This window comes from Lacinutrix chionoecetis (genome assembly GCF_053604665.1).
The window spans coordinates 267,771-282,381 of the sequence record NZ_JBSHNQ010000086.1; the positions used below are offsets into that span (position 1 = coordinate 267,771).

Here is a 14,611-nt window from a genome sequence, read left to right on the forward strand (position 1 = left end):
ACGCACATATTATATTTATTTTTTACTATTCTTTTTAAAAAGGGTAGCCAATAGCAAAATTTAAAATGGGCTCGTCTATTCTAAAATCAAAACGTTCACCTTGCGGAAGGGCAGGATCATGAAAAGGTGCTGCTAAATCTAAACGGATAACAAAACCTTGAACATCTACGCGCATCCCAAAACCAGCTCCCATTCCTAATTCGCTTATAAAATTTCCTGAAAATTTACCGCCAGGTAATGATGGGTTTTCAATAGAATTCCAAATATTTCCAGCATCGGTAAATACAGCACCTTTAAAATAGCCAAAAATTGGAAAACGGTATTCTATATTTGCCTCTAAACGAATGTTTCCTGTTTGGTCGAAAAAGGTGCCTTCATCTGTACCTAACTCGTTATATGTTCCTGGTCCAAGTGAGCGAATTCTAAAGGCACGCACACTATATGGTCCGCCAGAATAATATTGCTTTGTAAACGGTAAAACATCAGAATTGCCATATGCAAGCCCATAACCTGCAAACAATCGCGTAGCTATTTTTTGTTCTTTTCCAAAATTAAAATGGTAATGTAAATCTATGTCTGCTTTGGCATATTGCGCATACTCTAATCCAAAAATTTGTTTTGGTTGTCCGGCTTCTTGTTCTTTGCCCAAAAGACTAATAGTGTTACCAGCAACATCAAAATTAAAATTGGCATAAAACTGATGTGTTCTATTAGCATCTACTAAACCATTATAGGTAAAAGAGTAAGTTAGACCAGAAATAAATTCTTGATCGAAACTGCGTTGTAAAAACGGGTTATCGTCTAATATTGCTTGAAATTCTTCAGTTGTATTAGATAATCTTGTATAATTTGTCGAGATAGGGTTTACGGTATGCGTTACGTAACGGTTGGCATCCCAAACATAGCCAAATCGAGTGTTAGCAGATAGTAAGGTGTATAGCTGACTTCGGTTTAAATAATCGAAACCTAAAGACATTTTAGTTTTAGGAATGGCATATTCGAAATAATTATCACTAATTTTTATAGGAAACAAAACTCGTGGAAAGATAAGTTCGGTTTCAAAACCAAGTTCTAAACTACTTAATCCAGCTTGGTTTCCACTGGCTATTTGTGTTTCGTAAGCTGCTTTGGTGCTTATGTTTAATGTTTCTCCACCTTTAAACAAATTACGGTTACTATACGTTAAAACCAAAGCTGGACCTGCAAAATTATTAGATTTAGTAACGGCTTGAATTTCTGCACGAATGGCACGTTTATTTAATGGCGATAAATAAATATCTGTATCTAAAACACCAAAGCCATTTTCAGCAATAGAATCGGTTTCTTTATACTGGATATTCACAAATTTGTACGCACCAATTGTCGATAAACGTCGTGCTGTATTTTTTGAAGTAATTGGGTTATACAACTGTCCTTCGGTTAATGTAATAAATGGATCTAAGCGATCTGGACGAAAAAATTTTGGGTCTTGAATATATGTTTTTTCATTATAACGTTCACTGTCAAAAACTTTAGAATCTTTTGGTAATTCGTAATCTGGATAGATGTTTACTTTACCTAATCGATATGGAATAATAGCCTTTTCAGGGACATCTTTTTTTAGTTTTAAAAATAAATCAATACGCTTATTGTCATACTGATTACTATCTGCTTCAAAAATTAAAAAATCTGGATTAAAATTATAATATCCTTTTTGCTTTAGTATGGCATCTAAGCGTTCGCGCTCTAATTTCATGCTTTGCAAATCGAACCGAATGTCTTTTTTAAAATTAGAATTGACCACACTATTTTTAAGTTCTTCGTAAATAGGAGAAGGTAGCGAGTCTACTTGGTAGGTTTCAATTCTGTAAGGTGTAGGTACTGTAACAGTGTAAACTACAGATGCTACTTTTGCGTCCTGGTTTTCAATAAAATTTGAAGTTGCACGACTATAGAAAAAGCCATTGTTTTCAAGTTTATTTACCAGCACATCTTCAACCTCATAGGCTTCAACATCGCTTTGGTAAACAGGTTCTTCGCCAAATTGTTTGTAAAGCCAACGGTTAATAAAACCTGGGTTTTTTTGCTGTATTTTATAATAATAATGCAAGCCGGGACGCATGCCTAAAAATTTTGAATTTGGCTCTGGAGTGAGCGCAGCTTCTAAAATTGGTTTTAAATCTTGAGGATTTTTAACCAAGCTATCTGCTTTAATTTCCACTTCGCCACCTGTGTATAATAATTCGTTTTCAGGAATGAATTTTTTTACTGCACAAGATTGAATTAACAGTGCAACGCTCAATATAGTGAGAGCGCTTTTTAATATTTTAAAATTCAAAAATGTTTTATGTGCTAATAGCTTTATCACTAATTTTCTTTTATTTCTTCGTTTTCAGGATCAATTTTCTCTTTATCCTTTAATTTTTGTTCCTTTTTTAATCGGTCTCTTTCTAATTTTTCTTCTTTAGTTTCATTGTAAATTATGGCATCCCAAAGTTCACTAAACTTATTAAACTCCTGTGTAAAAATTAATCCGATACCACTAACAATGGTTTGGCCATCGATAACATTTTCAAATTCGTTTCTTCTAAATCCTTTTAATTTATAACGACCGTTTTTAGTTAGTAGATATTCTAAACTTACGTTACCAATTAATGGTGTGGCTTCACCTGTAGAGCTACTACCTTGCAGGTCTACTTCGCTACCTACTCTTACAATTAGTCTGTCATCAAACAGACGTTTTTGTGCAGCTACATTTAGTTGTGTTCTGTCTTGTGGAGCGTTGCCTTGATAATCTGTATAACTGTCTAAGCCAAAATCAAGCTCAAAACCAGAATCGCCTAATAATTTATTTGAAAACACATTTAATTGGTCTGATACTGCATCGTTTAAATTATCTCTGGCAACGGTTGCAAAACCACCTGTACTACCATCGCTTCCTGGTTCTGGATAAAAACGGTTTAAGACTAAAAGTGAAAAAACCTGACGGTTTAATTCGCCTTCTTGTTGGTTAACTTGCTGTACACGACCATAAACTTGTCCGCCAATAGCGCCTTGCTCATCTTCCGGCATATCTAATTTAAAGGAAATTTTAGGAGCGAGTAATTCACCATTGATGTTTAAATACACATAAAAGGGTAAAACTTGACGGTATTTACTGCGTACAGAAGGATCTGCGCCAGACAGTTGGGGAGCCATTAATGGAGAAGCCGATGCCTTTAAATCGTAAATAGCACGAACATCTAATTTTGCATCAAAAGGATCGCCAGACCAACTCACTTTGCTGCCAGGTGCTAATTCGAATTTTCTATTTACAATGTTGTAGAGGTTCATTTCATATAAGCCAGCATCTACGTTATATGTGCCTACCAGATTCATGCGGCCATTTGGTTTCATAGTAAAATCGAAATCTCCATGACCAGAGACTTTAAAGTAATCGCCAGTATCTTCGTCTATAATAATAGTAACTGTTGCTTTGTCTCCAACCTTTAAAAATGTTTTAATATCGAAACCTTTTATGGTTGCCGTTTGTTCTTCGGATTGTGTTAAAATAGCATCAGGGTTTTCTCTGTTAACAAATACTACAACACCATCTCTTTTTTCTACATTAACTGTTGCAGATGGCATTACATACGTAATATCTGTATTCGAACCAACTGTAGCATTAGCATTTAATATTGGAATTTGTAGGTCACCGGTTAGTTTTCCGTTTGCATCAAAACTTGCAGTACCATATAAGAAATCGTTGTCTTCTTTTGTGGCATTTATAAACTGAAAATCTTTGGCTTTTAATTCTAAATCGAAAGTCGGGTTCAATAATTTTTCTGTGCCAATTGCACCAGAGACAATTAGGCTGTTACTATTTTTATCTTTAATAGTAAAGTTTGAAAATTTTAAGCCTTCGTTATTTACAGAAAGCGCTTCGTTTTCTAATGTAAATGCAGCGTTAAACATGGCTACATTAAAAGCTGCATTATTGAAGTTTAATTTACCTTCGTATTTGGGTGCTGTAGTTGTACCACTTAATTTAAAATTTCCTGAAAAGTCACCATCTGTTTCCTTTAAATAGCCTTGAGAGAATTTTTCGAGAACTACCATTTTAAAAGCGTTAATATCTAAATTTAAATCAAGATTGGCACCAGTCTCATTCGCTGTGTAATCTCCTACTAAATCTAAATTTACATCGCCACCTTTAAGTGTGCTGTTAAAAGCATAGCTATTACCGCCAAGCGATCTTCCTGTAATTGCCAGTTTGCCTAAATTAGCTTTTAAAATTTCAAAATTGCTAACCTCGACATCTGCTAAAATCCCAGTATCTTTATAGGGCTCTTCTAAAATAAAATCACCATTAATTATTCCAGATGCTAATGTTTTATCTGTGTTGAAATAACTTAAAAAGTCGTCGAGTTTAAAGTTTTTAAAATCTAAAGCAACATGCTCTTTGTTAATGTTTTGTAGGTTATCTGTTAACTCAACCGATTGGTTGCCATTACTTATTATAAAATTGTTGAATTGTATACGATCTTTACCCAAAATCATGTTATTGTCTGCAGGAATGCTCCAAGGCTCTTGATTAAAGGTTAAATTTTCTTGAAGTACTTTAAACTGAAGTTCCTCTCTACTACCAGTAATTTGAGAAACCACATTTATTAATTTCTTATCTTCATTATAGGCTGTAATAGCCAAGAGCATCTCGTTGTTTTTCTGGTCGCCAGAAATTTGTGTACGTTGTATGTTTATTGGACCAGCTTTAAAAGCCTTAAAACCGAAGTTAAAATTCAAATCGGTTTTATTGGTATTCATGTTAAACGCTAAGCTATCCAATTCGTAGCCACTATAATTAATGTGAGGCGCAGTAATATCTGCAATTAATTCGCGTTTAGCCTGTTTAAAATCAACATCAATAGAAATAGTGTCTAAGTCTTTTACGTTAACTAAAAGGACATCATTCAATAAAGAGGACTGCGCTATATGCCCTTTTAACTGCAAGTTTACCGGTTTTAAAATGGTGTCTGAGATAACAATATCACGATAAAAATAGCTGTTTATATGTTTTTGTAAAGCAGAAGCAAAGGTTTGTGGATCTGTATTAGACTGTAGGTCTAAATCTATTAATTTGTTTTTAAATGTAACTGAAGTCGTGTCTTTTCTCACAAAACCGGAAGCTCCAATACTTCCTAATAAATAGGTCTTGTTGTCGTAAACGACAACACCATCTTCCACATTTGCATCAAATTTATAATTTTCTGTATTACCTTTAAAAGTTCCTTTTAATTTTAATCCAGTTCTAATATCCCGACTTAAAAGACCTAAGCCTTGAAGGTTCGCTCCAATGATATTTAAATTAATTTTTGCTTCAGGAGCGATAGAATCTAACACAACAGCGGTATCTAAATCTAAATTAAGATTATCATCTTTATATTTTGAAACCACTTTTCCTTTTCCATTTTTAATGTTTCCATTAAGTTTAAGATTGGTAATGGTATAATCGTTATATCCAAAATTGGAAACCACGGCTTCAACATTTGCATCTAAAGTATTTATAGATGTACCACTTCCTACAGCATCTAAAGAAACGCTTAGGTTGCCTAAGGTTTCGTTTTGAAGCAATTCGCTTAACCTATAATCTTCAATTTTAACGTTGGCATCAAATGCAATAGTGTTAGTGTTTTTAAAAGTGCCTTCTACAGTAGCAATACCTTGTGAGGTAGTGATTTTAGAAGTGGTTGTAATGTTGTCTAATCCACCCCTAACACTTCCTGCTATTTCTATATTTTGCGGGAGAGAGATACCAAACTCTTTTTCATCTACAAATTGTATGAGATCTGTCTTTACTGTTTGGGCAGTAAATTTGGGAATGTTTAATTTTAAATTATCTGGATTCGTGGCATTTAAAATAGTTCCGTTAGCAGAAATTCTTGTGGTATTTCCCCAATTAATAAAGGCGTTTTGCAAATTTATGTTTGCCAGATAGCCATTGGCGATAAGCGTTCCTGATATTGGTCTTTTACTTAGCGTTTGTAAATATTGGTTTGCTTTTAGCTTTGGTTGAAATTTAAAAACTTCCTTTAAATCCAATTTAAAATTTGGGAGATTTAATGCGATTTTTGAATTTTCTGGTGTTTCTATTAGTGACGACAGAGAATTGTAATCGAGTTTTAGATTTCCAATAATAGAGTTGTTATTAAGTCCAAATTTTAAATTATCAATATTTAGCGCTTTGTCTGTAATGCTAAAATTTAATGATAGGTCTCTTAAATTTAAACCAGACATTTCGTTAAAACTGAATGTAGTAAGATTCAATCCACCTATTTCGTCTTTCAACATAAAATTATCACCTTTTAAATTTAGATTGCTAAAAACTAAAGCATTAGGATTAAATTTACTTTTATTAGGCTTAGCGTTACCAACAAAATAGCTAATATTGTTATTTTCAAGGTGGATATTATTAATAGCAATATTTAAATCTGGCCATTCAAAGTTTTTAATGTCTTGCTTTATGTCTTCGGCAACTTCTTCTACTTTCTCGGTGATGGCATTATCTTCAGTTTCTGTATAAATTGCTATAACAGAATTTTTTAAATCAATAGTGTTAATTTGAAATGTACTGTTAACCAGATTGACATTGGGAACTTCGGCATATAAATTGGCAATGTCTAAATCGGCGGCAATCCTATCTACTTGAGATTTATAGTTTGCAAATACGTTGTTAAGCGTTAATTTTTTTGCAGTTAGTTTAGGTAAAGGTATTGGTTCTGCATCTGGATCTACAGGTACATAATTTTGGAAAAATTTAATTTTAGAATTTGATAATTCAATTTCTGAAGCTTTAAAATCCATGGCTTCAAGATTGGTTTCCTCCATTTCTAAATAAAGCTCACCAACATCAAATCTGCTATCAATTCCAGTAATTGCGTCGTTATAAACAACATCAATATTTTTAAAATTAAGTGCGCCTAATACAATATTAAGAGGAGCTGCAGTAGTGGTATCTGTTACGGTTGTGGTATTCGTGTTAAAAGCGTCTATTAAAAACTGAAAGTTAAAACCACTTATAGAATCTTTTCTTATAATATTAGCACGTAAACCATTTAAATCAAGAGCATCCACACCAAATCCTTCTCCACGGATCATAGACCATAAAGGCACATTTGCTTCAAGTGATTTTGAATATATTAAGGTATCACCAGTTTTATCTTCAAGGTATAAACCATCAAGTTGTATGTCACCATCAAAAGTGATAAATAATTTCTCAATTTCTACTTTAGTATTCGTTTTGTTAGAAACATAATTGGTGACTTTATCTACAATTATATTTTGCCCAAACGGACTTCTTATAAAAAGAATTATAAGAAAAATAAAAAGAAAAATAAACAAGAGTGTTTTCCCAAAAAGTTTGAGTATACGGTATTTTTTCTTTTCCTTTTTAACTTCTGAGGCTTCCAAGATTGGATGTTATTTAATCTACAAATTTACAGTATTTTAAATTGAGTAAAGTGCTCTAAAAATTATAATACAATTAAATTTTTGTTAAAAATATTAATCTTTTAATCCTCTGTTCTAAAAAATTAAATGTTTGGACATCATATAAATATAATTTTAAATAACTGATAATCAATTAATTGTAAAACTATCTAAACACGTGAATTTAATCCATAATGTAACAGCGTAAATTTTATACACACCCAAAAAACATAATTTAGTCTTATTAAAACAGGAAATACCTTAATGAAATTAAACAAATACAGTAAAACCGTAACACAAGACCCAACGCAACCAGCTGCACAAGCTATGTTGCATGCCATAGGCTTAACAAAAGAAGATTTTTTTAAACCTATAGTAGGTATCGCCAGTACAGGTTACGAAGGTAACCCATGTAATATGCACCTAAACGATTTGGCAAAATTGGTAAAAGAAGGGACTAAAAAAGAGGATATTGTTGGCCTCATTTTTAATACGATTGGTGTAAGCGATGGTATTTCTATGGGAACACCAGGCATGCGCTATTCTTTACCATCTCGAGATATTATTGCAGATTCTATGGAAACGGTTGTGCAAGCCATGAGTTATGATGGTTTGGTAACCGTTGTGGGTTGCGATAAAAATATGCCAGGCGCTCTAATGGCAATGATTCGATTAAATAGACCAAGCATTTTGGTTTATGGTGGTACTATAGATTCTGGTTGCCACGAAGGAAAAAAGTTAGATGTTGTTTCTGCTTTCGAAGCTTGGGGAAGCAAGGTTGCTGGAACGATGAGTGAAAACGAATACCAAAACATAGTCGAAAAAGCATGTCCAGGAGCAGGAGCTTGTGGTGGTATGTATACTGCCAATACTATGGCTTCGGCGATTGAAGCTTTGGGTATGGCACTACCATTTAACTCTTCTAATCCTGCGTTAAGTGACGCTAAAAAACAAGAGTCGGTACAAGCTGGCGAAGCATTAAAAGTATTACTCGAAAAAGACATAAAACCTTCAGACATCATTACAAGAAAATCTTTAGAAAATGCTGTAAGATTAGTAACTATCTTAGGTGGTTCTACCAATGCGGTATTGCACTTTTTAGCGATTGCAAGAGCCGCTCAAATCGATTTTACACTAAAAGATTTTCAGGATATAAGTGACAATACACCATTTTTAGCCGACTTAAAACCGAGCGGAAAATACCTTATGGAAGACGTTCACGCTGTTGGTGGTATTCCTGCAGTATTAAAATATCTTCTTAAAAAAGGCCTCATTCATGGCGATTGCTTAACCGTTACTGGAAAAACAATGGCAGAAAATTTATTAGACGTAGACGATTTAAAAGAAGGTCAGGATGTTATAAAACCTATTGAGGAACCTATTAAAATTTCAGGACATTTAAGAATGCTTTATGGCAATTTAGCAACCGAAGGTTCTGTAGCAAAAATTACAGGAAAAGAAGGATTGCGTTTTCAAGGAAAAGCCAAAGTATTTGAAGGAGAATACGAAGCCAACGATGGAATTAGAGATGGTAAGGTTGAAAAAGGCGATGTCGTCGTTATCCGTTACGAAGGTCCTAAAGGCGGTCCAGGAATGCCAGAAATGCTAAAACCAACTGCAGCAATAATGGGAGCAGGATTAGGAAAAGATGTTGCATTAATTACCGATGGTAGATTCTCTGGCGGAACACACGGTTTTGTTGTTGGCCACATAACACCTGAAGCGCAAGAAGGTGGAACAATAGCATTGGTAAAAGATGGAGATATTATCACCATTGATGCTGAGACCAATATCATTTCGGTAGATGTTGCTGATGCAGAATTAAAAGAAAGAAAAGCAAAATGGAAAGCACCAGATTTAAAGTTTGAGCGTGGAGTACTTTATAAATATGCTAAAACCGTTTCGTCTGCATCTAAAGGATGTGTGACCGATGAGTTCTAAAATAAAAGACAATTGAAAACCTATTTGTCATCCGGAGCTTGTCGAAGGATCTCAATTAAAGAAATATAATTATCCTAACAAGATTAATATGGATACAAAAACTATAAAAAAAGAAACCAAAAACACCCAAACTACAGAACGTATCTGTGGAAGTGAAGCTGTAATAAAATGTTTGTTAGCTGAAGGTGTAGATATCCTTTACGGCTATCCTGGTGGAGCCATCATGCCGGTTTACGACGAATTGTACAAGTATCAAGACAAAATCCATCACGTATTAACGCGTCATGAACAAGGTGCAACACATTCTGCTCAAGGCTATGCGCGCATCTCTGGAAAAGTAGGTGTTTGTATGGCAACTTCTGGTCCAGGTGCCACCAATTTAATAACTGGTATTGCAGATGCACAAATAGATAGCACACCAATGGTTTGTATTACAGGTCAGGTTGGTTCGCATTTATTGGGAAGTGATGCGTTTCAAGAAACAGATATTGTAGGTATTTCAACGCCAGTTACAAAGTGGAACCATCAAATCACCAAAGCTTCAGAAATTCCTGAGGTATTTGCTAAAGCATTTTATATTGCAAAAAGCGGAAGACCAGGTCCAGTTTTAATCGATATAACAAAAGATGCACAGTTTGAAGAATTCGATTTTAAATATGAAAAATGTACAGGAATAAGAAGTTACGTTCCAGTACCAAAAACCGATGACAATGCGCTTGAAGAAGCTGCAGCATTAATAAACAACGCTAAAAAGCCATTAGTAGTTTGGGGACAAGGTGTTATTTTAGGTGAGGCAGAAAATGAATTCAAAGCAGTTATCGAAAAAGCAGGTATTCCTTCTGCTTGGACTATTTTAGGTGCTTCAGCCATACCATCTACACATCCATTAAATGTTGGAATGGTGGGTATGCATGGTAATTATGCACCAAATGTATTAACAAATGAATGCGATGTATTAATAGCAATTGGTATGCGATTCGACGATCGTGTAACAGGAAATTTGGCGACTTATGCCAAACAAGCAAAAGTCATTCATTTCGAAATAGACCGAGCAGAAGTAAATAAAAACGTAAAGGCAGATGTTGCGGTTCTAGGTAATTCTAAACATACTTTAAGCGAAATCTTACCATTACTTAATGAAAATTCGCACGACGAATGGCACCAGAAATTTAAGGATTTATATAAAGTTGAATACGAAAAAGTTATTAAAAACGACTTGCACCCAACCAAAGAAGGTTTAACGATGGGAGAAGTTTTAAAAGAAATAAACTTGCAAACAAAAGGCGAAGCTGCCATTGTTAGCGATGTTGGTCAGCACCAAATGATAGCGTGTCGTTATGCCGATTTTAATAAAAGTAAAAGTAATATCACTTCTGGTGGCTTAGGTACAATGGGCTTTGCCCTACCAGCAGCCATTGGCGCAAAAATGGCAGCTCCAGAACGTGAAGTTGTCGCTATTATTGGTGATGGTGGCTACCAAATGACAATACAAGAATTAGGCACCATTTTTCAGCAAAAAGTACCAGTAAAAATAGTAGTATTAAATAACGAATTTCTTGGTATGGTACGCCAGTGGCAACAACTCTTTTTCGATAAACGCTATGCCTCTACAGAAATGGTAAATCCAGATTTTGTTGCTATTGCAAAAGGTTATCATATCGATGCTAAAAAAGTGTCGAAAAGAGAAGATTTAAAAGCGGCAGTTAAGGAAATGATTAATAACGAAGGTTCTTATTTCTTAGAAGTAAGAGTGGAGAAAGAAGATAATGTTTTCCCAATGATTCCCACAGGCGCCAGTGTTTCAGATATAAGATTAGAATAATATGAAAGCAGAAAAAAATTTATATACCGTTTCGATTTATACCGAAAATAATATTGGATTATTAAATCGAATTTCGGCCATTTTTCAAAGAAGACACATTAATATTGAAAGTATTAATTCTTCCATTTCAGAAATTGAAAATGTTTCAAAATGGACTATCGTTGTGAAAATGACGGAAGACCAAATGAAAAAAATTATTGGTCAAATTGAAAAACAAGTCGAAGTTATAAAAGCCTTTTACCATACCGAAGAACAAACAATTTATCAAGAATCTTGCATTTTTAAAATCAAGTCTCATTTACTGTTTGATGAACGCCAGATTCAAAATATCATCAAAGATAATAACGCAAGAATAGTTACAGTGAACAAAGAGTTTTTTGTTATCGAAAAATCTGGAAGAAAGGAAGAAATAGATTTGTTACACAGAGAATTAAGCATCTTTGGGATTATGCAATACACGCGTTCTGGTCGCATTGCTATCACAAAAGACGAAATGAAAATATCAACAATGCTCGCAGCATTACAACATTAAAATAGAAGAAAATGTCAAATTATTTTAACACATTACCATTAAGAAACCAATTAGAACAATTAGGAAAGTGTCGCTTTATGGATGCTTCAGAGTTTGAAGATGGTGTAAATGCATTAAAAGGAAAAAAAATAGTAATTGTGGGTTGCGGCGCGCAAGGATTAAACCAAGGTTTAAATATGAGAGATTCTGGTTTAGATATTTCTTATGCATTACGTCAGCAGGCCATAGATGAAAAACGTGCGTCTTACAAAAATGCAACAGATAACGATTTTAATGTTGGGACTTACGAAGAGTTAATTCCAACAGCAGATTTAGTATTAAACTTAACACCAGATAAGCAGCATACTAATGTAGTAAAAGCAGTGATGCCTTTAATGAAAAAAGGAGCAACGCTAAGCTATTCTCACGGATTTAACATCGTGGAAGAAGGTACACAAATCCGTAAAGATTTAACGGTAATTATGGTGGCACCAAAATGTCCAGGAACAGAAGTACGTGAAGAATACAAACGTGGTTTTGGTGTGCCAACATTAATTGCTGTACATCCAGAAAACGATCCAGAAAATAAAGGTTGGGCGCAAGCAAAAGCGTATGCAGCTGCTACAGGTGGTCACAGAGCAGGTGTTTTAGAATCGTCTTTTATTGCTGAGGTAAAATCTGATTTAATGGGTGAGCAAACCATTTTATGCGGTTTGTTACAAACAGGAGCCATCTTATCTTTTGATAAAATGGTAGAAGAAGGTATCGAGCCAGGCTATGCTGCAAAATTAATTCAATTTGGTTGGGAAACCATTACAGAAGCTTTAAAGCATGGTGGAATTACAAACATGATGGATCGTTTATCGAATCCTGCAAAAGTAAAAGCATACCAATTATCTGAAGAATTAAAAGACATTATGCGTCCTTTATTCGAAAAGCATATGGATGATATCATCTCTGGACATTTTTCAAAAACCATGATGGAAGATTGGGCAAATGACGATGTAAACTTGTTAAAATGGAGAGCTGCAACTGGCGAAACTGCTTTTGAAAAAACAGAATTAACAACAGACCATATTTCCGAACAGGAATATTTTGATCATGGTACGTTGTTAGTAGCATTTGTAAAATCTGGAGTAGAATTAGCTTACGAAACTATGGTAAGTGCTGGTATTATTGAAGATTCTGCGTATTATGAATCACTTCACGAATTACCATTAATAGCAAATACCATTGCAAGAAAAAAATTATTTGAAATGAACAGAGTCATTTCAGATACTGCAGAATATGGTTGTTATTTATTCGATCATGCTTGCAAACCATTACTGACAGACTTTATGAAAACGGTGAAAACAGATATTATTGGTAAACCTTATTCAAAGACGAATGGAGTAGATAATGTAGAGTTAATTGCAATAAACGACGCTATTAGAAACCATCCAATCGAAGCAGTTGGTAAACGATTAAGAGCAGCAATGACTGCCATGAAAATTATAAAATCTGATGTAAAAACTGAAGATTCAGTGTTAGCTTAAGAAAGAGACAAATATCCTGCAAGATTTTAAAAACCTTGTAGGTATTAAAAAATAAGATTCCCACGTTGGTCAGAAGTAAACATGAAAGAAACCAAAACTACATACAGACCAGAGCTCAAAGCTATAGAAGCTGCAGCAGAAAGGTTAAAAGGGATTGCATCTGTAACACCTTTAACAAAAAATGCAAGGTATTCTAAGCAGTTTCAAGCCAATATTTATTTTAAAAGAGAAGATTTACAAGAAGTACGCTCTTATAAAATTCGTGGTGCTTATAATAAAATTTCATCGCTAAATGCGACGCAAATTGAAAACGAAATTGTATGTGCGAGTGCAGGAAATCATGCACAAGGTTTTGCATTATCCTGTAAATTATTAAAAATAAAAGGCACTATTTTTATGCCTTCACCAACGCCAAATCAAAAGATTGATCAGGTAAAAATGTTTGGTGAAGAATATATAGATGTCGTTTTGGTAGGTGATACTTATGATGATGCCTACGATGCAGCAATGCAACAATGTGAGCACCTAAATAAAACATTCATTCATCCTTTTAACGATGAAAAAGTTATTGAAGGTCAAGCCACAGTTGGTTTAGAAATTATTGACCAATTACAAGAACATCCAATACATTATGTGTTTGTGCCTGTTGGTGGTGGTGGACTTGCTGCAGGACTGTCTTCAGTGTTTAAACTATTATCACCTCAAACAAAAATAATTAGTGTAGAGCCAAAAGGCGCTCCTGCGATGTTAAATTCTATTAGAAACAATAAGAATATAACCTTAAAATCTATTGACAATTTTGTAGATGGTGCAGCAGTTAAACGTGTTGGCGATTTAAATTTTGCTATTTGCAAAGAGACTTTACATCGTGTGGTTACTGTAGATGAAGGTAAAATTTGCCAAACCATTTTAGACTTATATAATAAAGATGCCATTATTGTAGAGCCTGCAGGTGCTTTAAGTCTTTGTGCATTAGATCAGTTTTCTGAAGAAATAAAAGGTAAAAACGTTGTATGCGTCATCAGTGGAAGCAATAACGACATTACACGTACTGCCGAAATTAAAGAACGTGCGCTACTATATTCTAATTTAAAACATTATTTCATTGTAAAATTTCCGCAACGTGCTGGAGCTTTAAGAGATTTTGTAGTGGATATTTTAGGTCCAACCGATGATATTACACATTTTGAATATACCAAAAAAGCAAATCGAGAAAATGATGTGGCTGTAGTTGGTTTAGAGTTAAAATCGCCAGACGATTTAGAGCCATTAATCACCAAAATGAAACTTCATAATTTTTATGGAGATTATTTAAATGACAAAACAGATTTGTTTCAATTCTTAGTTTAAACAGAAAAT

7 protein-coding genes are annotated in these 14,611 nt (G+C 34.1%); 5 read left to right on the forward strand and 2 right to left on the reverse strand.

Going from position 1 to position 14,611, the window contains the following annotated elements; all coding sequences use genetic code 11:
- Positions 1 to 34: 34 nt before the first annotated feature.
- Both tamL and ACVC43_RS13510 read right to left on the reverse strand, forming a co-directional pair.
- Positions 35 to 2,347, reverse strand: coding sequence for a translocation and assembly module lipoprotein TamL (tamL, locus tag ACVC43_RS13505; protein ID WP_452225065.1), 2,313 nt, complete (start codon positions 2,345 to 2,347; stop codon positions 35 to 37).
- Complete coding sequence (locus tag ACVC43_RS13510; RefSeq protein WP_452225325.1) at positions 2,347 to 7,428, reverse strand: translocation/assembly module TamB domain-containing protein; 5,082 nt, start codon at positions 7,426 to 7,428, stop codon at positions 2,347 to 2,349. The genes tamL and ACVC43_RS13510 overlap by 1 nt, the downstream gene beginning before the upstream one ends.
- Positions 7,429 to 7,707: 279 nt before the next feature.
- Between ACVC43_RS13510 and ilvD the strand changes: the two genes are divergently transcribed.
- From ilvD to ilvA, 5 genes are all read left to right on the forward strand, one after another.
- Positions 7,708 to 9,384, forward strand: coding sequence for a dihydroxy-acid dehydratase (ilvD, locus tag ACVC43_RS13515; RefSeq protein WP_452225066.1), 1,677 nt, complete (start codon positions 7,708 to 7,710; stop codon positions 9,382 to 9,384).
- A gap of 88 nt (positions 9,385 to 9,472) precedes the next feature.
- Positions 9,473 to 11,206 carry a biosynthetic-type acetolactate synthase large subunit gene (gene ilvB / locus ACVC43_RS13520; protein ID WP_452225067.1) on the forward strand — a complete coding sequence of 578 codons (1,734 nt, stop codon included), beginning with the start codon at positions 9,473 to 9,475 and terminating at the stop codon, positions 11,204 to 11,206.
- 1 nt (position 11,207) lies between these two features.
- A complete protein-coding gene (gene ilvN / locus ACVC43_RS13525) occupies positions 11,208 to 11,738 on the forward strand; it encodes an acetolactate synthase small subunit (RefSeq protein ID WP_452225068.1) in 531 nt (176 codons plus the stop codon).
- Positions 11,739 to 11,749: 11 nt separating this feature from the next.
- Positions 11,750 to 13,252, forward strand: a complete 1,503-nt coding sequence (gene ilvC, locus ACVC43_RS13530; protein ID WP_452225069.1) for a ketol-acid reductoisomerase — start codon at positions 11,750 to 11,752, stop codon at positions 13,250 to 13,252.
- Between the two features lie 81 nt (positions 13,253 to 13,333).
- A complete protein-coding gene (gene ilvA, locus ACVC43_RS13535) occupies positions 13,334 to 14,602 on the forward strand; it encodes a threonine ammonia-lyase (RefSeq protein WP_452225070.1) in 1,269 nt (422 codons plus the stop codon).
- Positions 14,603 to 14,611: the final 9 nt, after the last annotated feature.

What these genes read in the sequence shown, in the direction of transcription:
- ilvN (WP_452225068.1), top strand. Translation starts at nt 11,208, where the DNA reads ATGAAAGCAGAAAAAAATTTATATACCGTTTCGATTTATACCGAAAAT.
- ilvA (WP_452225070.1), top strand. Translation starts at nt 13,334, where the DNA reads ATGAAAGAAACCAAAACTACATACAGACCAGAGCTCAAAGCTATAGAA.
- ilvB (WP_452225067.1), top strand. Translation starts at nt 9,473, where the DNA reads ATGGATACAAAAACTATAAAAAAAGAAACCAAAAACACCCAAACTACA.
- ilvC (WP_452225069.1), top strand. Translation starts at nt 11,750, where the DNA reads ATGTCAAATTATTTTAACACATTACCATTAAGAAACCAATTAGAACAA.
- ilvD (WP_452225066.1), top strand. Translation starts at nt 7,708, where the DNA reads ATGAAATTAAACAAATACAGTAAAACCGTAACACAAGACCCAACGCAA.